Annotated in this window: 16 protein-coding genes; 5 read left to right on the top strand and 11 right to left on the bottom strand. The window is 68.6% G+C overall.

Translation table 11 applies throughout. The annotated features are described in order from the left end of the window. Positions 1-45 precede the first annotated feature (45 nt). The 6 genes from ABCU91_RS09125 to zapE all read right to left on the bottom strand — a co-directional run bounded on the left by ABCU91_RS09125 (position 46) and on the right by zapE (position 5,734). Positions 46-516: a type II toxin-antitoxin system PemK/MazF family toxin gene (locus ABCU91_RS09125; protein ID WP_413353467.1), complete on the bottom strand. Its 471-nt coding sequence runs from the start codon at positions 514-516 to the stop codon at positions 46-48. 32 nt (positions 517-548) lie between these two features. Beyond that, positions 549-1,832, bottom strand: a complete 1,284-nt coding sequence (locus ABCU91_RS09120) for an ABC transporter substrate-binding protein (RefSeq protein WP_406924297.1) — start codon at positions 1,830-1,832, stop codon at positions 549-551. A gap of 104 nt (positions 1,833-1,936) precedes the next feature. Then, positions 1,937-2,689, bottom strand: a complete 753-nt coding sequence (locus tag ABCU91_RS09115; protein WP_406924298.1) for an MBL fold metallo-hydrolase — start codon at positions 2,687-2,689, stop codon at positions 1,937-1,939. A 2-nt stretch (positions 2,690-2,691) separates the two neighbouring features. After that, a complete protein-coding gene (locus ABCU91_RS09110) occupies positions 2,692-3,141 on the bottom strand; it encodes a DUF6098 family protein (protein ID WP_413353466.1) in 450 nt (149 codons plus the stop codon). Positions 3,142-3,268: 127 nt separating this feature from the next. Continuing rightward, complete coding sequence (locus tag ABCU91_RS09105; RefSeq protein WP_413353465.1) at positions 3,269-4,537, bottom strand: ammonium transporter; 1,269 nt, start codon at positions 4,535-4,537, stop codon at positions 3,269-3,271. Positions 4,538-4,702: 165 nt separating this feature from the next. Beyond that, positions 4,703-5,734 (bottom strand): cell division protein ZapE, encoded by a 1,032-nt coding sequence (zapE, locus tag ABCU91_RS09100; RefSeq protein ID WP_413353464.1) that lies wholly within the window; start codon positions 5,732-5,734, stop codon positions 4,703-4,705. 64 nt (positions 5,735-5,798) lie between these two features. On the opposite strand from zapE, the gene ABCU91_RS09095 reads away from it, so the two are divergent. Beyond that, entirely contained in the window at positions 5,799-6,503 is a 705-nt protein-coding gene (locus ABCU91_RS09095) for a dihydrofolate reductase family protein (protein WP_413353463.1), read from the top strand. On the opposite strand, the gene ABCU91_RS09090 is transcribed toward ABCU91_RS09095, so the two are convergent. After that, positions 6,475-7,695: an alpha/beta hydrolase family protein gene (locus ABCU91_RS09090; RefSeq protein WP_413353462.1), complete on the bottom strand. Its 1,221-nt coding sequence runs from the start codon at positions 7,693-7,695 to the stop codon at positions 6,475-6,477. The genes ABCU91_RS09095 and ABCU91_RS09090 overlap by 29 nt on opposite strands. Before the next feature lie 25 nt (positions 7,696-7,720). Here ABCU91_RS09090 and ABCU91_RS09085 point away from each other — a divergent pair, with 25 nt between their 5' ends. From ABCU91_RS09085 to ABCU91_RS09070, 4 genes are all read left to right on the top strand, one after another. Continuing rightward, positions 7,721-8,302 (top strand): DUF3000 domain-containing protein, encoded by a 582-nt coding sequence (locus ABCU91_RS09085; RefSeq protein ID WP_406924304.1) that lies wholly within the window; start codon positions 7,721-7,723, stop codon positions 8,300-8,302. Next, entirely contained in the window at positions 8,295-9,491 is a 1,197-nt protein-coding gene (locus ABCU91_RS09080) for a ribonuclease D (protein WP_406924305.1), read from the top strand. The genes ABCU91_RS09085 and ABCU91_RS09080 overlap by 8 nt, the downstream gene beginning before the upstream one ends. 72 nt (positions 9,492-9,563) lie before the next feature. Then, positions 9,564-10,769 carry a thiolase family protein gene (locus tag ABCU91_RS09075; protein ID WP_413353461.1) on the top strand — a complete coding sequence of 402 codons (1,206 nt, stop codon included), beginning with the start codon at positions 9,564-9,566 and terminating at the stop codon, positions 10,767-10,769. A gap of 11 nt (positions 10,770-10,780) precedes the next feature. Then, a complete protein-coding gene (locus ABCU91_RS09070; protein ID WP_406924307.1) occupies positions 10,781-12,922 on the top strand; it encodes a 3-hydroxyacyl-CoA dehydrogenase NAD-binding domain-containing protein in 2,142 nt (713 codons plus the stop codon). A 55-nt stretch (positions 12,923-12,977) separates the two neighbouring features. On the opposite strand, the gene pepN is transcribed toward ABCU91_RS09070, so the two are convergent. From pepN to ABCU91_RS09050, 4 genes are all read right to left on the bottom strand, one after another. Then, the gene (gene pepN / locus ABCU91_RS09065; protein ID WP_413353460.1) at positions 12,978-15,485 is read right to left on the bottom strand and encodes an aminopeptidase N; all 2,508 of its coding nucleotides are present in this window, start codon (positions 15,483-15,485) and stop codon (positions 12,978-12,980) included. A gap of 20 nt (positions 15,486-15,505) precedes the next feature. Next, the gene (dxs, locus tag ABCU91_RS09060) at positions 15,506-17,473 is read right to left on the bottom strand and encodes a 1-deoxy-D-xylulose-5-phosphate synthase (RefSeq protein ID WP_413353459.1); all 1,968 of its coding nucleotides are present in this window, start codon (positions 17,471-17,473) and stop codon (positions 15,506-15,508) included. 74 nt (positions 17,474-17,547) lie between these two features. Continuing rightward, positions 17,548-20,412 (bottom strand): aconitate hydratase, encoded by a 2,865-nt coding sequence (locus tag ABCU91_RS09055; RefSeq protein ID WP_413353458.1) that lies wholly within the window; start codon positions 20,410-20,412, stop codon positions 17,548-17,550. Between the two features lie 149 nt (positions 20,413-20,561). Beyond that, positions 20,562-21,203: an LON peptidase substrate-binding domain-containing protein gene (locus ABCU91_RS09050; protein WP_406924310.1), complete on the bottom strand. Its 642-nt coding sequence runs from the start codon at positions 21,201-21,203 to the stop codon at positions 20,562-20,564. Between the last annotated feature and the right edge of the window lie 21 nt (positions 21,204-21,224).

The following is a 21,224-nucleotide window of genomic DNA, read 5'->3' as shown; positions in this document are numbered from 1 at the left end:
CCGAGGAGCCCCCGGAGATCCGGGGGCTTTCGTCGTTCTCCGGCGTCACGCCGACCAGCCGTACCGCGTCTTCAGGGCAGCTACGACGCGATCGAAACGGGCGCGGTCGAGGGCTGCTCCCTCGCGGCGCATTGCGGTGCGGGGAACGCTGTAGAGATGGCCGAGGTCCACCCACGACGGGCGACCCGCGGCATCCCAGTCCCCTGGACCGAGAGCGAGGTGCGCCCCGTCGCGGTCGTGCGGTTTGCTCGTGAGTCGCACCGCGTACAGCCGGTCGCGATCGTGGACCCCGATGACGAGGACCGGCCGGTCCTTGCCGCGACCGTCGGCCTCGTCGAACGGGACCCAGGTCCAGACGATCTCACCCGCATCGGGATCGCCGTCGGGCTCGGGCCGATAGCTGATGCGGGGGTCTCGGACGTCGGCGGGCATCACGCGCACAGTTCCGGCTGCCGGGGCCTCGTCGCGCGACGGCCGGAACAGACGGACGAGGGCTGAGATCAGGCGCGATGTCACGCCGTCACCCTAACCCTCGTCCGCGGATCCCGTCAGTTGTTGAGGATCACGTCCGCTTCGGCGAAGAACTCGTCGACGGCGGCATCCACCGTCTTCGTTCCGAGTCCGAGTTCCTTACCCAGGTCCCAGAACTTCTGCTCCAGCGAGCCGTAGCCGACGACCGCGGGCGGCGGTGCGTCGCCGATGCGGTCCGACACCGACTCGATGTAGTCAGCGACCTGCTGATCGGGGCCTTCGAGCTTCGTGCCCTCCAGCTTGCTGCTGGATGCCGGGAACCCGAGCGTCGTGCCGAAGATCTCTCCCGCCTCGGGGCTGTTCACGACGTAATCGAGGAAGATCGCAGCGGCCTCGGGGTGCTTCGTGCGTGAAGAGATCGCCACCTGCAGACCGCCCTGGCGGTAAAGGTCCTTCGCACCGGCATCCGTCGTCGGCGGAGCCACGATCCCGATCGACGATGCTCCGGAGTCGGCCAGGTAGCCGCCGAGGAAGTTGCTCCAGCTCATCTCACTCAGCGTCCGGGTCGAGCCGAAGCCCGAGATCGGGCTGATCTCCTCGAGCTGCTGCTGCGGGATCGTGATGCCGTCGCGCAGCGTCGCGCCGGATTCCCAGAAGTCCGCCAACTCGTCCTTCGTGAACCCGAGCTCGCCCTCCTCCGTGTAGAGCGCCTTGCCGGCGGCGCGCAACTGCAGCTCGAGCACCTGGATGCGCTGCGTGTAATCGGTGCCGCCGAACGGGTCCCCGCCGGTCTTGTCGGTGACCTCGGCGAGCCAGTCGTTGAACTCGTCGAACGACGAGCCCGCCGCGGGCAGCTCGAGACCGTGCTCCTTCAACAGGTCTTCGTTGACGAAGTTCGCCCAGAGGCTGTACCCCGTCGGGAGGGAGTACTGCGTGCCGTCCAGACGTCCGGTGCCGAGCAGGCTGTCGTCGAACGTCGTGAAATCGATCTGATCGGCCACCTCATCCAAGTCGAGGATCGCGCCGCTCTCGCCGTACTGGCGCAGGTAGCTGTCGGAGAACTGGAAGACGTCGGGCAGACTGCCGCTCGCCGCCTCGACCTGCCGCTGCTCCCAATAGCTCGGGAAGTCCGTGAAGGTCGTCTTGATGGTGATGTTGGGGTGCTCTTCGTTGAAGGCCTCGATGAGCTTCGCGTAGCGAGCGGCGCGGTCATCGTTGCCCCACCACGCGAAATCAAGGGACACCTTCTCGTCGGGGTCGAACGAGCCGCCCGGATCGGAGGCGGCGGGACTGCAACCGACCAGCGAGACAGCGAAGACGGCTGCGGCCGCCCAAGCGGCGGTCGTACGGATGCGGGACATCGTCGTCCTTTCTCGTCCAGCACTGGACGGAATCAGAGGGGAAAGCGCTTCCCGCTCAACGTAGGGCAGCACACCGCGGCGGCACAAGCACGAACTGAAACGACTCAGTGTCGCCCGACGATGCGAGCCCTCTGCACCGCGGTCGCGATCCCCCGCGTCCACGGTTCGCCGTGCCCGGGCAGAACGACAGCGGCATCCGTCTGCTCGAGGACCTCCAACGATCGGAGGGATTCCGCAGCGTCCGCCGTCGCCGCGTCTGCGACGATCTGCGGCCCGCTGACGCCGGTGTACGGGTCCAGGGTCACGAGGGCATCGCCCGAGGCGAGGACGCCGTCCGATGCGAACAACAAAGCGCAATGACCGCCGGTGTGCCCGGGAGTGTGCAGCACCGTCGGGCGGCCCGGGACGTCGAGGGTCTCCCCGTCTCGCACTGGGTGATCAGCGTCGACGCCCCGGACTGCGAGCGCCCCCGCCACTGCCATCCGCCCGATGAAGGGAAGACCTCCGGGGTGGCCGAGCAGGTACGGCACTCTGGCGACCGCAGGGCGATAACTGTAGGGATGCCGAGCCAATCGGTGGTCGCCGGGGTGGACGTGAACGGGCACTCCCTCCGCGCTCAACGCGCGGGCGAGCCCCACATGGTCGAAATGTCCGTGGGTGAGAATCAGCGCATCGATGTCGCGACGTCTGAGACCGAGGTGTCGGAGAAGCTCATCGAGCGGCCCGCCGGTGGCCGGGAGACCCCCGTCGACGAGCGTGACGCCCTCCGCAGTCGTGACGAGATAGCAGTTGGTCGCGGCGACGGTGAGTCGGAAGAACCCGGGTCGGTCCTCGACCCATCGGGATGCCGGTGCCACGATCAGTCCTCCGGCCCGCGGCCGGCATCGAAAGCGGTCGCGTATCTCCGAGCCGCCTCGTCTAGCAGAGCCGCATCCAGGATGGCAACCGGCTCCGCACCGGCGATCAGCGGCTCGCAGTCGGGACCACGTCCGACGTGCTCGCCGCGAAGGACCCAGGCGATCCGCTCCGGGTTGTCGGCCGCCAGGTGCCGGTACTGCGATAGCTGACGCGCCAGCCAGTCCTCGAGCGGCCGAGTCCACCACGCCTCCGCACCCAGCGGATTCACCGAGAGACCAGGCAGGCGAAGACCGCTCTCGGTGTCGACGCTCGTGCAGGCGGCATCCCTCTGCGGTCCTTCGGACCACCGGACGTGCAGTCCCGGGGACGCATGAACAAGAGCCGCGAGCTCCGCGAGGCGGCGGATGACGGGCAGATCGATGTCGACCGATGCGGTGTCGATGTGGGACATGTCCCGGACGCTACGAAATCCGCCGCGAGCGACCGGAGGGCCTTGACACCGTCGCGACGCGTCGCCCGTCACACCGACGGAGGGCGCCGCGGGTGACCCCGCGACGCCCTCCGTGTGATCGGTCGGATCAGGCCTTGGCGTCCTCCAGGACGTAGCCGGCCTCACCGTGGACGATCGTGTCGATACCGGCGATCTCGTCTTCGTTCTTCACGCGGAAGCCGATCGTCTTCTCGATCGCGAAGCCGATGACGAAGGCGAGCACGAAGGAGTAGGCCAACACGGCGACGGCGGCGATCGCCTGGACGATGAGCTGCGACGCGTCGCCACCCATGAACAGACCGGTGTCCCGGGCGAAGAAGCCGAGGTAGAGCGTTCCGATGAGGCCACCGACGAGGTGGATGCCGACCACATCGAGCGAGTCGTCGAAGCCGAGCTTGTACTTGAGCTCGATGGCCAGGGCGCAGACGGCACCGGCGATCAAACCGAGGACGATGGCCCAGACCGGGTCGAGGTTGCCGCACGCCGGGGTGATCGCGACGAGACCTGCGACGGCACCGGAGGCTGCACCGACCGACGTCGGCTTGCCGTCCTTGATCTTCTCGACGAGGAGCCATGCGAGCAGCGCGGCGGCGGGAGCGGCGATCGTGTTGACGAAGGCGAGCGCGGCGGTGTTGTCGGCGGCGAGCTCCGACCCGGCGTTGAACCCGAACCAGCCGAACCACAGGAGACCGGCGCCGAGGAGGACGAAGGGCGGGTTGTGCGGGACGTGGACGCCCTTCTGGAAGCCGACGCGCTTGCCCAGGACGAGGGCGAGGGCGAGGGCGGCCGCACCGGCGTTGATGTGGACTGCCGTGCCGCCCGCGAAGTCGATGGCGCCGACGCCGAACACGTCCTGCAGTCCGTGGGTGATCCACCCGCCGTACTCGAACGAGCCGTCATCGCCGAGACCGAAGTTGAAGACCCAGCTCGCGACCGGGAAGTAGACGACCGTCGCCCACACACCCGCGAAGATCATCCAGGCGCCGAACTTGGCGCGGTCGGCGATCGCGCCCGAGACGAGCGCGACGGTGAGGATCGCGAAGGTGGCCTGGAAGGCGACGAAGGCCAGCGTCGGGTAGTCGGCGCCCTCCGTGAGCTCGAGGACGTTGGTCAGACCGAGGGCACCCCCGTCGATCGACCACGGAGCCAGAGTGCCGCTGCTGCCCGGGAAGGCGATCGCGTAGCCGTAGAGCACCCACAGGACCCCGATGAGGCCGAGTGCGCCGAAGGACATCATCATCATGCTGATGACGCTCTTCGCCTTGACGAGACCACCGTAGAAGAACGCGAGACCTGGGGTCATCAGCAGGACTAGTGCGGCCGCGATGAGTATGAATGCGGTGTTGCCTTGATCCATCTCGAGGGGAACCTCTCTGCAGGGACGCAGGTGTAGCGTCGGGTGCCCCCAGTGTCGAGGTCCGTGGTTTCGCCCGACGGCGCACGGGTGTTTCGCGCTGGTTACGAGGGTGCCGAGAAGGTAAACATCAGGTTTCCCGTGGCTCCGAGAAACGCCTGCTGCCACTTACGAGTGGGTGAGAGCGACCAGACGCGAGACGGCGCGCAGGTACTTCTTGCGGTATCCGCCGGCGAGCATGTCCTCGCGGAACACCGAGTCCAGGGAGACGCCGGTGGCCCGGATCGGGATCTGCGCGTCGTACGCGCGGTCGACGAAGGCCACGAACCGCAGCGCGGCCGCCTGGTCGTCGAACCCGATGACGTCCCGCAGTCCGATCGTCCCGACGCCCTCGATGAGACGGATGTACCGGGACGGGTGCACCGAGGCGAGGTGGCGGATGAACCCGGCGAAGTCGTCATCGGAGGCGAGAATGGATGCCGCGGCATCCGTCATCGCGCTCTCGTAGGCGGCGTCGTCCAGCACCACCGCGTGCCCGTCGACGGCACGCTGACGGTAGTCAGTGCCGTCGATCCGGATCGTCTGGAAGTGCTCGGACATCGCCTGAATCTCGCGCAGGAAGTCCTGGGCGGCGAAACGCCCTTCGCCGAGGGCGTTCGGCGGCGTGTTCGACGTCGCGGCGAGCTTCGTGCCCGTCGGCACCAGTTCGGCGATCAGCCGGGTCATCACCATCGTGTCCCCCGGGTCGTCGAGCTCGAACTCGTCGATGCAGAGGAGGTCGGCGCCGCGGAACAGCTCCACCGTCTTCTGATACCCCAGCGCGCCGACGAGGGCCGTGTACTCGATGAACGAGCCGAAGTACTTCCGACGAGCCGGCATCGCGTGGTAGATCGACGCGAGAAGGTGCGTCTTACCGACACCGAAGCCGCCGTCGAGGTAGACGCCCGGCTTCATCGGAGCCTCGCGCTTGGCGCGGCGGAAGAGGCCACCGCGCGCCGCAGCGGCGGTACGGCCCGAGCTGAAGGTCTCGAGCAGGTCCTTCGCCTCCTGCTGCGAGGGGTACGCCTCGTCCGCCCGATAGGTGGCGAAGGTCGCCTCGTCGAACTGCGGCGGAGGAACAAGTGCGGCGACCATCTCGGCTCCGCTCACCTTCGGATCGCGTTCGCTCAGATGAGTGGTTCCGGAGGAGGTCACAGGCACCCGCCAAGCCTAGCCGCCGCGCCGGCGACCCTCGCGCCGCGACCGGTCGTGGGAGGATGGCGGCGTGTGGCTGACAGAGGTGCTTCCGACCGCGGGTGAGCGAGTGGATGCCGCGAGCCCGGAGGGTCGTCGCTGGATCGCCGACCGCTACACGCCGCCCCGGGAAAACTGGGTGCGGCTCAACATGATCACGTCGCTGACGGGATCGGCCGTCGGTCCGGACGGGACGAGCAACACCCTCACCAACCGGGCGGACCGGGCGATCCTCGGTGTGATCCGCGCGAGCGCCGACGCCATCATCGTCGGTGCGCAGACCGTTCGCGCCGAGGGCTACCTCCTCCCCCGGCGTTCCCGGCTGGCCATCATCACCGGCTCCGGCGATCTCGCGGGCCACCGGCTCGACCCGGATCCCGACGGACCGGACGACCAGGTCCTCTTCGTGATGCCCGAAGGAGCCGACGCACCGCCGCTCGAGCGCGGGATCACCGTCGTGCGCGTGCGCACGCACGGCGGACGGATGCCTGCCACCGGCATCCTCTCCGCCCTCACCGAACGCGGCCTGCGTCACATCGTCTGCGAAGGCGGGCCGATGCTGGCGGCGCAGTTCGCCGCCGACGACCTCATCGACGAGTACTGCGTGACGGCTGCGCCGCACCTCGTGCCCACAGCGGGGCCGTTCCTGCCCTTGCGTCGCCCCATCGATACGTCACCGGCGGGCGTCCTCATCGACGACCACGGGTTCAGCTATCTGAGGCTGCGTCGCCGCTGAGGCCCTGCCCGCGCAGCCACTCGCGGATGCGAGACGTCCAGCGCTCTTCGTCGTAGTTCCAGAGCTTCGTGTGGCGCGCCCCCTCGAACTCCTCGAGGTCGATGAGGTCCGGCCGGAGATCGCGCAGTGCGCGTGACGCGCCGACGGGGACGAAGTCATCCGCGTCGCTGTGGAGGATGAGGGTGGGCGCGACGAGTTCGTCGGCCCGCGTGAGCAGGTCGAGACGGTCCCAGGGGATCGGGTCCGCCGCGCCCGTCAGGGGCGACGCCCACCGCTGCGCCAGCGCTTCGAGGGCCGCCCGGGCGAGCGGGTTCGGGATGCCCATGAGTCCGGCGTGATGGGTGAGCACCTGCCGCCAGTCGATGACCGGTGAGTCGAGGACCAGTCCCACGATGCGGTCCCGATGCGCCGAGTTCACGGCGAGCTGCAGGGCGATCGCCCCGCCCATCGACCAGCCGACGAGCAAGATGCGCTGCGCGCCGGAGCGACGAGCGTGACCGATCGCCCGGTCGACGTCGCGCCATTCAGTCGCCCCGAGGGCCGACGCCCCTCCCCTGCTGCGCGGGGCGTCGCTGTCGTTCCGGTATGACACGAGCATCGACGTGATGCCTGCCGAGTGGAACGCCGGGACCCCGCGGAGCGTCTCGGAACGCGTGGTCCCGCGTCCGTGGATGTGGATCGCCCAGATGTCCGTGGGCGCATCGGCCGGGAAGACCCAGGCCGGGCACGAGCCCAGCGCCGTCGAGACCGAAACGTTCTCGAACGGCAGATGCAGCTCTCCCGGCTCGGAGAAGTACCACCCGCTGAAGGCAGCCGTCGCGGCGAGTCGGTCGGTCTCGTCGATCTGCGTCAGGAGCTTGCGTGTGACGGACTCCGCCCGGGTCGTCAGGACCGTGCCGACCTTCACGTAGGACTGCGTCCCCGTGGTGAACAGCCCGTACCGTCCCGGCAGGACGGTGTCGGCCGACCGCGACAGGGTGATGGTCTGGGCGACGGTGTCGACGTCCATGAGGGTGGTGTCAGGCGCCCGTCCGGCGGGGGTCACGACGCGACGTGCCACCCGCCCCGCGAGGAGCGCGAGCAATCCCGTGGCGCTGATGAATGCCGTGGCGAGCGCGACCACCGTGCTGCGGACCGCGACGACGGCTCCCGGCCGGGCGTCGTCGGGAACGGCGCGCCTGGAAGCCTTCATGGTGCCCTCACTCTAGTCTGTCGCCGTGACCGAACCCCCGTCCGGGCCGCCGGAATTCCTCGCCGTCGGCGACGCGCTGCGCGGCCTGCGTTTCCGCGACGACTTCGTGGTGCGCGAGATCGCCGCACCGTCTTCGCTTGCGCCGGACGCCATCGCGTTCGCCGGGGACGTCCGTCCGGAAGACGACGGCGAATCGATGTACGGCACGGGACGCATCGTGATCCTCCACGATGCGTCCGAACCGGATGCCTGGGGCGGCCCCTGGCGGATCGTCTGCTTCGCGCAGGCGCCGCTCGAACCCGAGATCGGGACCGATCCCCTGCTGGCCGACGTAGCCTGGTCTTGGCTGGTCGATGCCCTCGCCGCACGTGGAGCGACGTTCCATGCGGCATCCGGAACAGCGACGAAGACCCTCTCGAAGGGTTTCGGGACGCTGGCCGCCGAGGGCGACGGTGCGCAGATCGAGCTCCGCGCATCATGGTCCCCCGAGGGAGACCTCGCCAGTCATATGGATGCCTGGGGTGAGTTGGTCTGCATGCTGGCAGGTCTTCCCCCGGGCTCGGAGAACATCGCCGTGTTCGGCGGGCAGCGGAGTACACGTGGCTGAATACGAGGTCATCGCCGATCAGGAAGCGGCGGCGGCCGCAGCGTCGCGCCTGGCGACCGGGCACGGTCCGGTCGCCGTCGATGTGGAGCGGGCATCCGGATTCCGGTATTCGCAACGCGCGTACCTGATCCAGGTCTATCGGCGTGGGAGCGAGGTGTTCCTCTTCGACCCGCCCGCGATCGGCGATCTGTCGGCGCTGCAGGACGCGATCGGGGATGAGGAATGGGTGCTCCACGCCGCGAGCCAGGATCTGCCCTCTCTTCGTGAAGCCGGCCTCGAGCCGCCTCGCATCTTCGACACCGAACTCGCCGCCCGCCTGCTCGGGCATGAGCGGGTCGGCCTCGGCGCGGTCGTGGAGCAGACCCTGGGAATCACTCTCGCCAAGGCGCACTCCGCCGCGGACTGGTCGACTCGGCCTCTGCCGCAGGGATGGCTGGAATACGCCGCCCTGGACGTGCTGCACCTCATCGACGTCCGCGACGCCCTCGCCGCCGAGCTCGAGGAGCAGGACAAGGTCGCTTTCGCCGGGGAGGAGTTCGAGGCCGTGCGCACTCGCGCGCCGAAACCCGCTCGCGAAGATCCGTGGCGTCGCCTGAGCGGCCTGCACACGGTGCGGGGCCGGCGCGCTCTGGCCGTGGCCCGGGCACTCTGGACCGCGCGGGAAGAATACGCACGCGAAGAAGACGTCTCGCCGGGGCGGCTCGTACCCGACCGCTCCCTCGTCGCCGCCGTCATCGCCGATCCGGCGTCGAAGCAGGATCTCGCGCGAGTCAAGGACTTCACGGGTCGCGCGAGCCGCAGCCAGCTGGACCGCTGGTGGTCGGCGATCGAGGCCGGGCGCGCCGACCCCGCCCTCCCGTCCGAGCGCGGCCCGGGCGATGGGATGCCGCCGCCGCGGGCCTGGGCGGACCGCAACCCCGCCGCGGATGCGCGACTGAAGACAGCCAAGCCTCTCGTCGACGCGCGTGCAGAAGAGCTGCACATGCCGACCGAGAACCTCCTCACGCCTGATCTGCTTCGTCGCGTCGCGTGGAATCCTCCCACCGAGATCACGGCGGAATCGGTCGGGCAGGCCCTGATCGACCTCGGTGCACGGACGTGGCAGATTGAACAGACTGCACAGGTGATCGCCGCGGCTTTTGTCGATTCCGTGCAGAGCCCCGACGTGGCATCCGAGACCGCTTCGTAGGTTCGAACCAACCGATTTTCGCGGCTTCACGGCCTCTCTAGGCTGGGTGGGAACCCAATCTTTGGAGGCAGTGTGGCCGAGCTTTCGGACGTCTATTTCGTCGACGGAATGCGCACCCCGTTCGGGCGCGCCGGCGAGAAGGGCATGTATTGGAACACGCGGGCCGACGACCTCGCCGTCAAGGCGACGATCGGTCTGATGGAGCGGAACCCGGGCGTCCCGGCTGAGCGCGTCGACGACGTCGCGATCGCCGCGACGAGCCAGACCGGCGAGCAAGGACTCACCCTCGGTCGATCGGTCGCGATCCTCGCCGGCCTCCCGCAGACGGTCCCCGGCTTCGCGATCGACCGCATGTGTGCAGGCGCCATGACGAGCGTCACAACGATGGCCGCATCGATCGGCGTCGGGATGTACGACGTCGCCCTCGCCGGCGGTGTCGAACACATGGGGCACTATCCGATCGGCGGCAACGCCGACCCGAACCCCCGATTCGTCGCGGAGAAGATGGTCGACCCCGGCGCCCTCAACATGGGCGTGACCGCAGAGCGCATCTTCGACCGGTACCCGCAGCTGACCAAGGAACGCTCGGACCGCTTCGGCATGCTCAGCCAGCACAAGGCGCAGGCCGCCTATGAGGCCGGAAAGTTCCAGCCCGATCTCGTGTCCGTCGCGGTGAAGGATGCCGCCGGGGCCTGGGGCCTGGCGACCGAGGACGAAGGACGCCGTCCGCAGACGACGATGGCCGACCTCGCCGCGCTGAAGACTCCGTTCCGCCCGCACGGACGTGTCACGGCGGGCACGTCCTCGCCCCTCACGGACGGCGCCACGATGTCGCTCCTCGCCGGCGGCGGTGCAGTCAAGGAACTCGGGCTCGCACCGAAGATGCGGCTCGTCTCCTTCGCGTTCGCGGGTGTCCAGCCCGAGATCATGGGCATCGGCCCCATCCCGTCGACCGAGAAGGCACTGAGGAAGGCCGGTCTGACGATCGATGACATCGGCCTGTTCGAACTGAACGAGGCGTTCGCCGTCCAGGTGATCTCGCTCCTCGACCACTTCGGCATCGCGGACGACGACCCGCGCGTCAACCCCTGGGGCGGTGCGATCGCGCTCGGGCACCCGCTCGCGGCATCCGGAGTCCGTCTCATGATCCAGCTCGCGGCCCACTTCGCCGAGCGCCCCGACGTCCGCTACGGCCTCACGGCCATGTGCGTCGGCCTCGGTCAGGGCGGTTCGGTCATCTGGGAGAACCCGCACTACAACGGCAAGAGGAAGAAGTGAGGCAGCCGACGATGACGAACTACGACCAGATCGACTTCTCGCCCCTGCTCGCCCTCTCCGACACCGAGGTCGTGACGAACTCGCCCGTGCGCGACGTCACGCTCGCCAGCGGCAAGGTGCTCGCTCTCATCACGCTGGACAACGGCCGCGACCACACCCGCCCCAACACGCTGGGACCGGCGACGCTGACCGCTCTGAACGCCACCCTCGACGCACTCGCGGCTCGTGCTCGCGCCGGCGAGATCGACGCCGTCGCCATCACCGGCAAGCAGTACATCCTCGCCGCCGGCGCCGACCTCAGCGAAGTCAGCAACGTGGGCTCCGTCGAGAACGCGCGGCTCATCGCGCAGCTCGGTCACCACGTCCTCGGCAAGCTGTCCGATCTCGGCGTGCCGTCGTTCGCCTTCGTGAACGGGCTCGCCCTGGGCGGCGGGCTCGAGATCGCACTGAACTCCACGTACCGCACAGTGGATGCCTCCGCCGCCGCGATCGCACTGCCCGAGGTCTTCCTCGGCATCATCCCCGGCTGGGGCGGCGCGTACCTCCTGCCGAACCTGATCGGCATCGAGAACGCGCTCGAGGTCGTCATCTCGAACCCGCTCAAGCAGAACCGGGTCCTCAAGCCGCAGCAGGCCTTCGACCTCGGGATCATGGACGCGATCTTCCCCGCCTCCAGCTACCTCGAGTCGTCGCTCCGATGGGCTGACGGCGTGCTGAACGGCTCCGTCAAGGTCGAACGCAAGAACGCACCCGGGAAGATCGAGCGGCTCACGAAGTGGCCCATCGCCATCAAGATGGCGCGCGGCATGCTCGAGTCGAAGATCGGAACAGTTCCCCGCTCCCCCTACGTCGCCCTCGACCTGCTCGACAAGGCAAAGAGCGGGACGAAGGCGGAGGGTTTCGCGCGCGAGGACGAGGCGCTCGCCTCGCTCGTCACCGGTGACCAGTTCGCGGCATCCATGTACGCGTTCGATCTCGTGCAGAAGCGCGCGAAGCGTCCCGTGGGTGCGCCCGACAAGGCGCTCGCGAAGAAGGTCACCAAGGTCGGCATCATCGGCGCGGGCCTCATGGCCAGCCAGTTCGCGCTGCTGTTCGTGCGCAAGCTCCAGGTGCCCGTGCTGATCACCGACCTCGATCAGGCGCGCGTCGACAAGGGCGTCGCCTACATCCACGACGAGATCGGCAAGCTCGAGGGCAAGGGCCGGCTCGACGGCGACACCGCCAACAAGCTGCGGGCCCTCGTGACGGGGACGACCGACAAGACCGCGTACGCCGATTGCGACTTCGTCATCGAGGCGGTCTTCGAAGAGGTCGGGGTAAAGCAGTCCGTCTTCGCCGAGATCGAGGCCGTCGTGGCCGAGGACGCGATCCTCGCGACCAACACCTCGTCGCTGTCGGTCGAGGAGATCGGCGCGAAGCTCGCGCACCCCGAGCGCCTGGTCGGCTTCCACTTCTTCAACCCGGTCGCGGTCATGCCGCTCATCGAGGTCGTGAAGACGCCGCAGACGTCGGATGCCGCCCTCTCGACCGCTTTCGTCGTCGCCAAGGGGCTGGGCAAGAACGCTGTCCTCACCGCCGATGCGCCCGGCTTCGTCGTGAACCGGCTCCTCGCCAAGGTCATGGGAGAGGCCGCACGCGCCGTCTACGAGGGCACGCCCGTCGCGGACGTCGAGAAGGCGTTCGCGCCCCTCGGGCTGCCGATGGGACCGTTCCAGCTCATCGACCTCGTCGGCTGGAAGGTGGCAGCCCACGTGCAGGACACGATGGTCCGCGCCTTCCCCGACCGGTTCTACGCGAACGAGAACTTCCACGAGCTCGCCGCGCTGGACGAGGTCGTCGAGAAGGACAAGGGCGGCCGCGTGACCGGGTTCACGAAGGCTGCCGACAAGGTTGCGAAGAAGGCGACGGGATCCACACCGGCATCCGCCGACGACATTCTGCGCCGTGTTCAGGACGGCCTCGCTCAGGAGATCAAGCTCATGCTCGACGAGGGCGTCGTGCCCGAGGTCGAGGACATCGACCTCTGCCTCATCCTCGGGGCCGGCTGGCCCTTCATCGACGGCGGGGCGACGCCCTACCTCGACCGGGAGGGCGCGAGCGATCGCGTGTTCGGCGATACGTTCCACCACCCGCCGATCCGCGGCATCGCCTGACGCAGGCGCGTATGAGAACGGCCCCCGGGATGTCCCCGGGGGCCGTTCTCGCGAGTCAGAGTCGCGGCTGCGCTTCCCGGACCCGGAGGTCGCGTGCGAGGTGGTCGCGCTGCTCGATCACGATGCGCCGGAGCGAGCCGGGCGCGTCGGGGTGAGCGTCGAGCCACGCGTCGACCGCCGCGGTGTCGTCCGCCGCCGGGAAGAGGCCGCGCACGAGGCGCGCGGCGATCTCGATGCTGCGCGAACGCCACGCCGGGAGGATCCGCTCGAAGTACTCTTCGTCGAACTCCGCAACGAGGTCACGGCTCTTCCCCGCCCGCGCGCCGCGGATGGTGGCATCGAGGTGGTCGTTCGTCAGCGTCTCGTCATCCCACGCGTCGTGCCACGCGTCGCGACGGACGGATGCCTCCGGCCGCGCCGCGAGCGCCGCGAGACGCGCCGTGCGGCCCGACGCGGTCGCATCCCGCTCCGCCTCAGCCTCGATCCGCGCGGCGTCCGCATGACCGGAGGCAGCGAGACCGAACAGCCACCCCCACCGGAGATCGGGATCGAGGGCCAGGCCCGCCGGCGCCGGCGTCTGCCCCGCCAGAATCGCGGACATCTCGCCCGCCCGGTCCGCGCAGAGCTCCGCGGCCGCACCGACCGCGCGTGCCCAGATGAGCTGGGCGTCGGACCCGGCTTCGGCAGCCGACATGGCGCGCCACGCCCCCTCCAGCCAGGTGGCCGACGCCTCCCCGACGTCCGAGACGTAATGGCGGATCGCGAAGGCGGCGTGGGCGAGGACGTCGCCCAGGAGCGCCGGGTGGGACTCGCGGGGAGCGTTCTCCGCCGCGATCGCGAGATAAGCGGATGCTGCGAGCTCGCCATCGCGTACCGCATTCCAGAGAGCTGCCCAGACGACGCCTCGCGCGACCGCTTCCGGCATCGTCGACAGGCCCGCCCTGATGGCGGCGAGTGATCGGTCGTCGAGCCGCACCTTCGCGTACGAGCGATCATCGACATTGGCGATGACCAGGGCCGCGTCGGGGAGGACGGGCGCGTCGACGACGGTGCGCTCACCGAACAGGTCGACGGCGACGTCGCCGCGCGAGGCGAGAGTCCCGGCCTCGTCGTCCCACAGGCCGACGCGGACCGCGTGCGGCCGCGCGACGTCCTGCACGACCGTCAGGGGTCCGCGCTCGATCATGAGGGTCGGCAGCCCGGTCGTCTCGAGCCACGCCCTGCTCCACGACCGGAGATCGCGGCCCGACGCCTCTTCCAGCGCGACGAGGAGATCCTCGAGCGTCGTGTTGCCGTAGGCGTGTGTCGCGAAGTACCGCTGCGCGCCGCGGAAGAACGCGTCCTCGCCGACGAAGCCGACGAGCTGCTTCAGCACCGATGCGCCTTTGGCGTAGGTGATGCCGTCGAAGTTGAGCTTGGCCGCCTCGAGGTCGGGGATGTCCGCGACGATGGGGTGCGTCGTGGGCAGCTGGTCCTGGACGTATGCCCACCCCTTCCGCCGGCTCGCGAACGTGACCCAGGCATCCGGGTGGAGCCCTGTCGCGACATTCGCGTGCGTGCCCATGAAGTCGGCGAACGACTCTTTGAGCCACAGGTCGTCCCACCACTGCATCGTGACGAGGTCGCCGAACCACATGTGCGCCATCTCGTGGAGGATCGTGTTCGACCGCGCCTCGCGCTGCGCGGCGGTCGCCGCTCCGCGGAAGACGTACGCCTCGGTGAAAGTGACCAGGCCCGGGTTCTCCATCGCGCCGAGGTTGTACTCGGGGACGAAGATCTGGTCGTACTTGCCCCACGGGTAGTCCTGGCCGAATGCCACCGTGAAGAAGTCGAGACCGCGGCGGGTGATGTCGAGGATCTCGTCGGCGTCGAGGTGTTCGGCGAGAGAGGCGCGGCAGAGCACACCAAGGTCGACGCTCTGCCGTTCCCCTTTCCAGAGGCCGTCGACGCGGTGGTACGGACCGACGGCGACCGCAGTGACGTAGCTCGACAGCAGCGGCGTCTCGGCGAACGACACCCGGACGCCGCCGTCGACCTCGGCGCGGGCGGTCTCCGCGCCACCCGACAGGACGACGCCGTCACCCGACGCCGTGATGTGGAACGTCCACCGCGCCTTCAGGTCGGGCTGCTCGAAGCACGGGTAGACGCGACGGCTGTCGGCCGGCTCGTACTGCGTGTAGAGGTAGACCGCGCCGTCCACCGGGTCGGTGAAGCGGTGCAGGCCCTCACCCGATCGGCTGTACCGACCGCGCGCACGGACGCGGACCGTGTTCTCCTCGGCGAGTCCCGACAGGCGGATGCGGGCGCCGTCCCACTCCACCGGTTGCGGTGCGCCGTTGACCTCCACCTCGTCGACGGAGATGCCGAGGAAGTCGATCCACGTCTCCGTCGACGACGCGCGGAAGCGCAGGGTGCTCTGCGTGGCGAAGTCCCCGCGTGACGCATCGGGGGCCGAGCGGAGGTCCAGGTCGACCTCGATCGTGTCGAGGACGATGACGGATGCCCGGGCCGCGGCATCCTCTCGACTCAGGTTCTCATCGGAGGGATGCTGCGGTGTCTGCATCCCTCCATGCTGTCACGCGGTCAGTCGGAACCCGCGTCGGTCGGGCCCCGCAGTTCGACCTCGTGCGATGTCCAGACCGCATCGTCGGCCGACTGCCGTGCGACGGGTACGCGCGTGCCCAGCACCTGCGCGACGACGTCCTGCGCGATCTTGGAGGCCGTCAACCCGGCGTCGTCGAGGATCTGCTCGCGGGTCGCGTGATCGATGAACTCGTCCGGGAGGCCCAGCTCGTCGACAGCCGTCGAGACGCCCGACTCACGGAGCACCTGACGCACGCGCGTGCCGACACCCCCGACGCGGATACCGTCCTCGATCGTGATCACCAGGCGGTGGGATGCCGCGAGCTCGACGATCGAGGGACGGATCGGTACCGCCCACCGGGGATCGACAACGGTCGAGCCGATTCCCTGGGCACGGAGTCGTTCGGCGACCTCGACGGCCATGTGGGCCATCGGGCCGATCCCGACGATGAGGACGTCCTCGGAACCGCTTCGGAACAGCACGTCCGTGCCGTCCTGGAGTCGCTCGATGGCTTCGAGGGCATCGGGGACCGATCCCTTCGGGAATCGCACGACGGTCGGGGCGTCCTCGACGGCGACCGCCTCGTCGAAGAGCTCGCGGAGCCGCTCCGCATCGCGCGGCGCGGCGATGCGGATCCCCGGCACCAGTTGGAGCATCGCCAGGTCCCAGATGCCGTGGTGGCTGGGGCCGTCGGGCCCGGTGACGCCCGAGCGGTCCAGGACGAAGGTGACCCCCGCCTTGTGCAGGGCGACGTCCATCATGACCTGGTCGAACGCGCGGTTCATGAAGGTGGCGTAGATCGCCACGACCGGGTGGAGCCCGCCGAAGGCGAGCCCGGCAGCCGACGCGACCGCGTGCTGCTCGGCGATGCCGACGTCGTAGACCCGCGTCGGGAACCGCTGCGCGAAGTCCTGCAGACCGGTCGGTCGCAGCATCGCCGCGGTCATCGCGATGATGTCCTCGCGACGCTCACCGGCGGCCACGAGCGCCTCAGAGAAGACGTCCGTCCAGGCGACGGCATCCGAGGATCCGATCGGCTCCCCCGTGACGGGGTCGATCTTCCCGACCGCGTGGAACTGGTCGGCCTCATCACGACGGGCCGGTTCGAAGCCGCGCCCCTTGTCGGTGATGGCGTGGACGATGACGGGAGCGCCGTACTCCTTCGCGAGGCGGAGGGTCTCCTCCATGGCGTCGAGGTCATGCCCGTCGACGGGGCCGAGGTATTTGATGTCGAGGTTGGAGTACAGCGCGACGTTGTTCGTGAAGCGCGACAGGAAGCCGTGCGTGCCGCCCCGGACACCGCGGTACACCGCGCGACCGATCGGACCGAGAAGACGGGAGACGTGAGCGGAGCTCTGCCGCAGCGTCTTGTAGCTGTCCGCGGTGCGGACGCGGTTCAGGTAGCGCGCCATGCCTCCGATGGTGGGGGCGTAGGAGCGGCCGTTGTCGTTGACGACGATGACCAGGTTGCGGTCGTTGTCGTCGGAGATGTTGTTGAGGGCTTCCCACGTCATGCCGCCCGTGAGGGAACCGTCGCCCACGACGGCCACGACGTGACGGTCCTTGCGCCCGGTCACCGTGAGGGCGCGCGAGACGCCGTCCGCCCAGCTCAGCGAGCTCGACGCATGCGACGACTCGACGACGTCGTGCGGGCTCTCGGACCGCTGCGGGTAGCCCGCCAGGCCCCCGCGCGAGCGGAGCTGGGAGAAATCCTGACGGCCGGTGAGGAGCTTGTGGACGTAGGACTGGTGACCGGTGTCGAAGATGATCGGGTCGTTCGGGGAGTCGAAAACGCGGTGCAGGGCGATCGTCAGCTCGACGACTCCGAGGTTCGGACCGAGGTGGCCACCGGTGCGCGAGACGTTCTCGACCAGGAAGGTCCGGATCTCGTCAGCCAGGACGTGGAGCTGCTCGCTCGAGAACCGATCGAGGTCGCGCGGACCGGAAATTCCCTCGAGAAGACTCATGTCAGGAGTCTACGTGCCCGCATGCGAGAGGACCCCGACTCCACGCGGAGCCGGGGTCCTCTTGACAAGCCGGGTCAGACCAGCGAACGCAGCACGTACTGCAGGATGCCGCCGTTGCGGTAGTAGTCCGCCTCGCCAGGGGTGTCGATCCGGACGACCGCGTCGAACTCGATCGTCTGCTTGCCCTCGGCCGAGAACTCGCTCGGCTCGGCGACGACCTTGACCGTCTTCGGCGTGACGCCCTCGTTCAGCTGCTCGAGGCCCGTGATCGAGACGATCTCGGTGCCGTCGAGACCGAGCGAGCTCCAGCTCTCGCCGGCGGGGAACTGCAGCGGGACGACGCCCATGCCGATGAGGTTCGAGCGGTGGATACGCTCGAAGCTCTCGGTGATGACCGCCTTGACGCCCAGCAGGCTCGTGCCCTTGGCCGCCCAGTCGCGGGACGAACCGGAACCGTACTCCTTACCGCCGAAGACGACCAGCGGGGTGCCCTGCGCCTGGTAGTTCTGGCTCGCGTCGTAGATGTACGACTGCGGGCCACCCTCCTGGGTGAAGTCGCGGGTGAAGCCACCCTCGATGACCTTCCCGTCGTTCACTGCGGCGACGATCTCGTTCTTCAGACGGATGTTGGCGAAGGTGCCGCGGATCATGACCTCGTGGTTACCGCGACGCGAGCCGTAGGAGTTGAAGTCCTTCTGCGCGACGCCGTGCTCGGTGAGGTACTGAGCCGCCGGGGTGCCGGCCTTGATGTTGCCGGCGGGGCTGATGTGGTCGGTCGTGACCGAGTCGCCCAGGGTCGCCATGACTCGCGCACCGGAGATGTCGGTGACGGGAGCCGGCGTGTTCTCCATGCCATCGAAGTACGGAGCCTTGCGCACGTACGTCGAGTCCTCGTCCCATTCGAAGATGGGGCCGGTGGGCGTCGGAAGGTTCTGCCAGCGCTCGTCGCCGTCGAAGACGGTCGAGTACTGCTTGATGAACTGCTCGCGCGAGATGGAGTGGTCGATGACCTCCTGAACCTCGTCGGGCGAGGGCCAGATGTCCTTCAGGAACACGTCGTTGCCGGCCTCGTCCTTGCCGAGCGCGTCGGTCTCGAAGTCGAAGTTCATCGAACCCGCGAGGGCGTAAGCGACGACCAGCGGGGGCGACGCGAGGTAGTTCATCTTCACGTCGGGGCTGATGCGGCCCTCGAAGTTGCGGTTGCCCGAGAGGACGGCCGTGACGGCGAGGTCGTTCTCGTTGATCGCCGCGGAGACCTCTTCGATGAGCGGTCCGGAGTTGCCGATGCAGATCGTGCAGCCGTAGCCGACGGTGTAGAAGTCGAGACCCTCGAGCGCCTTGTCGAGGCCGGACTTCTCGTAGTAGTCGGTGACGACCTTCGAGCCCGGGCCGAGCGTCGTCTTGACCCACGGCTTGCGCTTCAGGCCCTTGTCGACGGCTTTCTTGGCGAGCAGGCCCGCCGCGATCATGACCGACGGGTTCGACGTGTTGGTGCACGAGGTGATGGCCGCGAGGGTGACCGCACCGTTGTCGAGCAGGTAGGACTGGCCCTCGGGCGTCGTCACCTTGACGGGCTTGGATGCCGCGTGGCGTGCACCGCTCGAGATCATCGAGGGGACGTGCTCGTGCTCGTGCTGGTGCGAGACGCCCTCGGCCGAGACGGTCTCGTGCTCGACACCCGGAGCGGAACCGGGGTCGGACGCGGGGAAGGTTCCCTCGATCTCGACGGAGTCTTCAGCGGCGGCATCCGCGTAGTTGAGGATGTCCTTCTCGAACTGGTTCTTCGCGTCGGAGAGGAGGATGCGGTCCTGCGGACGCTTGGGACCCGCGATGGAGGGCACGACCGTCGAGAGGTCGAGCTCCATGAACTCGCTGAAGCTGAGCTCGCGGGAGGCGTCGTGCCACAGCGACTGCGCCTTGGCGTAGGCCTCGACGAGGGCGACGGTCTGCTCGTCGCGGCCGGTGAGGCGCAGGTAGTCGAGCGTCACGTCGTCGACGGGGAACATCGCCGCGGTCGAGCCGAACTCCGGGCTCATGTTGCCGATGGTGGCGCGGTTGGCCAGCGGCACCTGCGCGACGCCCTCGCCGTAGAACTCGACGAACTTGCCGACGACGCCGTGCTTGCGCAGCATGTCGGTGATCGTGAGGACGACGTCGGTCGCGGTCACGCCGGCGGGGATCTCACCGGTCAGCTTGAAGCCGACCACGCGCGGGATGAGCATGGAGACGGGCTGGCCGAGCATGGCCGCCTCGGCCTCGATGCCGCCGACGCCCCACCCGAGGACGCCGAGGCCGTTGACCATCGTGGTGTGCGAGTCGGTGCCGACGCACGTGTCGGGGTAGGCGCGCAGGACACCACCGACCTCGCGGTCGTAGATGACCTTCGCGAGGTGCTCGATGTTCACCTGGTGGACGATGCCCGTCCCCGGCGGGACGACCTTGAAGTCGTCGAAAGCGGTCTGGCCCCAGCGCAGGAACTGGTAGCGCTCGCCGTTGCGCTCGTACTCGATCTCGACGTTGCGCTCGAGGGCGTTGTCGGAACCGAAGAGGTCTGCGATGACCGAGTGGTCGATGACCATCTCGGCCGGCGACAGCGGGTTGATCTTGCTCGGGTCGCCGCCGAGGGCGGTGACGGCCTCGCGCATGGTGGCGAGGTCGACGATGCACGGGACACCGGTGAAGTCCTGCATGACCACGCGTGCGGGCGTGAACTGGATCTCGGTGTTCGGCTCGGCGTCGGGGTTCCAGTTCCCGAGAGCCTCGATCTGCTCCTCGGTGACGTTCGCACCGTCCTCGGTGCGAAGCAGGTTCTCGAGGAGGATCTTGAGGCTGTACGGAAGCTTCTCGAAACCGGGAACGGTCTCGATGCGGAAGATCTCGTAGTCGGTGTCGCCGACTGTGAGTGTGCTCTTGGCACCGAAGCTGTCAACAGTGGACACGTGTGCTCTCCTTCGTCGGCGGGCGCGGCGTCAGCCGGCCCTCCCATCTTCGCCCCGCCCGGTCCCGGTGACTAGTGAGGTCCGCCTTACCCCGGCGGGCGAAATTTATCTTGATATCAAGATACCTCACTTCGCCCGGCGGCGAGGACTCAGAGCTCGTCGCCGTCCGACTCGGCGACATCCGCCGCCCGAGCGACGAGGACCGGCTCCTCCTCGAGACACAGGTCGATCAGCCTCGTGAGGAGCTCCGCCAGCGTCGTCGAACCGAGCAGGCGGAACCTGTCGTACTCGCCGAGCGGCGCCATAGCGGCGAGCTGCCACGACGACTCCACGGGATCGTCCGAGATCTCGGTGTCCGGATCCCACCGCGCTTCGTCGAGGACGGCGGCGAGGGTCGCGACCCGGCGCACGACCCGTTCCGCTTCGCGACGCAGCGGAAGGAGGTCGTCGTTCCAGCTCAGCGGCTCGACCGTCGTGACATCCGCGACGGGATGCGGGTCATCGGCGCGCCACCGGTCGACCGCGATCCGCTCGCCGCCGACGGCGATGACGAACAGATCGGCCGCGCCGGCCTCGATCCGGACGATGCGAGCCATCGTGCCGAGCGCACTGCGCTCGTCCCCTCCCCCGGATTCCAGTCCCCGCTCGATGAGGACGACGCCGAACGAGGGATCCTCCGCGTCTAGCAGGCGACCCATCATCGTCAGGTACCGCGGCTCGAACACCCGCAGCGCCAGCGGCGTGTGCGGGAAGAGCACACTGCCGAGCGGGAACATGGGGACGGCGTCCATGCGGCCCAGTCAACCACTCGG

This window comes from Microbacterium phoenicis (assembly GCF_047302325.1).
GTDB lineage: Bacteria > Actinomycetota > Actinomycetes > Actinomycetales > Microbacteriaceae > Microbacterium.
Note: the sequence above shows the minus strand (reverse complement) of the source record. Positions and strands in the feature narration are given on the sequence as shown.

Excerpts from the sequence above, each read along its gene's own strand:
- ABCU91_RS09070 (WP_406924307.1), top strand. The coding sequence starts at position 10,781 with ATGACGAACTACGACCAGATCGACTTCTCGCCCCTGCTCGCCCTCTCC.
- ABCU91_RS09110 (WP_413353466.1), bottom strand. The coding sequence starts at position 3,141 with ATGTCCCACATCGACACCGCATCGGTCGACATCGATCTGCCCGTCATC.
- ABCU91_RS09105 (WP_413353465.1), bottom strand. The coding sequence starts at position 4,537 with ATGGATCAAGGCAACACCGCATTCATACTCATCGCGGCCGCACTAGTC.
- ABCU91_RS09120 (WP_406924297.1), bottom strand. The coding sequence starts at position 1,832 with ATGTCCCGCATCCGTACGACCGCCGCTTGGGCGGCCGCAGCCGTCTTC.
- pepN (WP_413353460.1), bottom strand. The coding sequence starts at position 15,485 with ATGCAGACACCGCAGCATCCCTCCGATGAGAACCTGAGTCGAGAGGAT.
- ABCU91_RS09050 (WP_406924310.1), bottom strand. The coding sequence starts at position 21,203 with ATGGACGCCGTCCCCATGTTCCCGCTCGGCAGTGTGCTCTTCCCGCAC.
- ABCU91_RS09090 (WP_413353462.1), bottom strand. The coding sequence starts at position 7,695 with ATGAAGGCTTCCAGGCGCGCCGTTCCCGACGACGCCCGGCCGGGAGCC.
- dxs (WP_413353459.1), bottom strand. The coding sequence starts at position 17,473 with ATGAGTCTTCTCGAGGGAATTTCCGGTCCGCGCGACCTCGATCGGTTC.